Below are 462 nucleotides of genomic sequence, written 5' to 3' on the forward strand. Positions count from 1 at the left end.
CTGGAGTTTCGTTATTTTGATCACCGTGACCAGCGACGCAAGCAACTTCGGTTAAAGCCTAAAGAGTTCTTGAGACGTGTATTGCAGCACATACCTCCGATAGGTAAACACATGATCCGTGGTTACGGATTATATGCTGGATGCAACAAGAAAAAGCACGATCTATGTAGCAATCTGGTGGGTCTAATGAAAGATCAACCACTCCCGTCTGGATTGCAAATCCAAGATCTGGTGGTAGAGTGTGGGCAGTGTCATGAACCCACAAAATTGAGTAGCAGGGTGTGGTCTAAGGCGAAAAAAGGAATTTCCTTTATAAAGGGGGCCGCTCGGCCAGATAGTGCCGGCGGGAATGTACAACATGGCGATGAACCAGACACTGCAGGAATGGGCCTCTTTAGTTCGGCCTAAATTCAATGCCAGGTCATTTTTTTGCCGCCTGCAGCGCAGGTTATCTTAGCGTTA

1 protein-coding gene is annotated in these 462 nt (G+C 47.4%); it reads left to right on the top strand.

Translation table 11 applies throughout. The features are described 5' to 3' along the window. Positions 1-408: transposase (locus Q1A69_RS20150; RefSeq protein WP_299589726.1), on the top strand; the 408-nt coding region annotated here is incomplete at its 5' end. Between the last annotated feature and the right edge of the window lie 54 nt (positions 409-462).

The sequence above is a fragment of the uncultured Microbulbifer sp. genome (assembly GCF_947498635.1).
Lineage (GTDB): Bacteria > Pseudomonadota > Gammaproteobacteria > Pseudomonadales > Cellvibrionaceae > Microbulbifer > Microbulbifer echini.